Below are 246 nucleotides of genomic sequence, written 5' to 3' on the forward strand. Positions count from 1 at the left end.
GCCGCGATGCGTCCCGCGCGCATAACAAGAATCCGGTCGGCGAGCGTGAGCGCTTCGTCGACGTCATGCGTGACGATCAGCACACCCGGCTGATGACGTGCAACGAGTTCCTTGACGAGCCCGTGCATCTTGATCCGGGTCAACGCGTCGAGTGCGGCGAATGGTTCGTCGAGCAGTAGCAGCGCGGGATCACGCACGAGTGCGCGCGCCAGTGCTACACGTTGCGCCTGGCCACCCGAAAGATTG

The 246-nt window shown here is 63.8% G+C and carries 1 protein-coding gene; it reads right to left on the reverse strand.

From position 1 onward, the window contains the following. Positions 1-246: ATP-binding cassette domain-containing protein (locus tag SB753_RS40220; protein WP_410805569.1), on the reverse strand; the 246-nt coding region annotated here is incomplete at both ends.

The organism is Paraburkholderia sp. SIMBA_053 (genome assembly GCF_046534895.1).
In the GTDB taxonomy this organism is placed as follows: Bacteria; Pseudomonadota; Gammaproteobacteria; order Burkholderiales; family Burkholderiaceae; genus Paraburkholderia; species Paraburkholderia caledonica.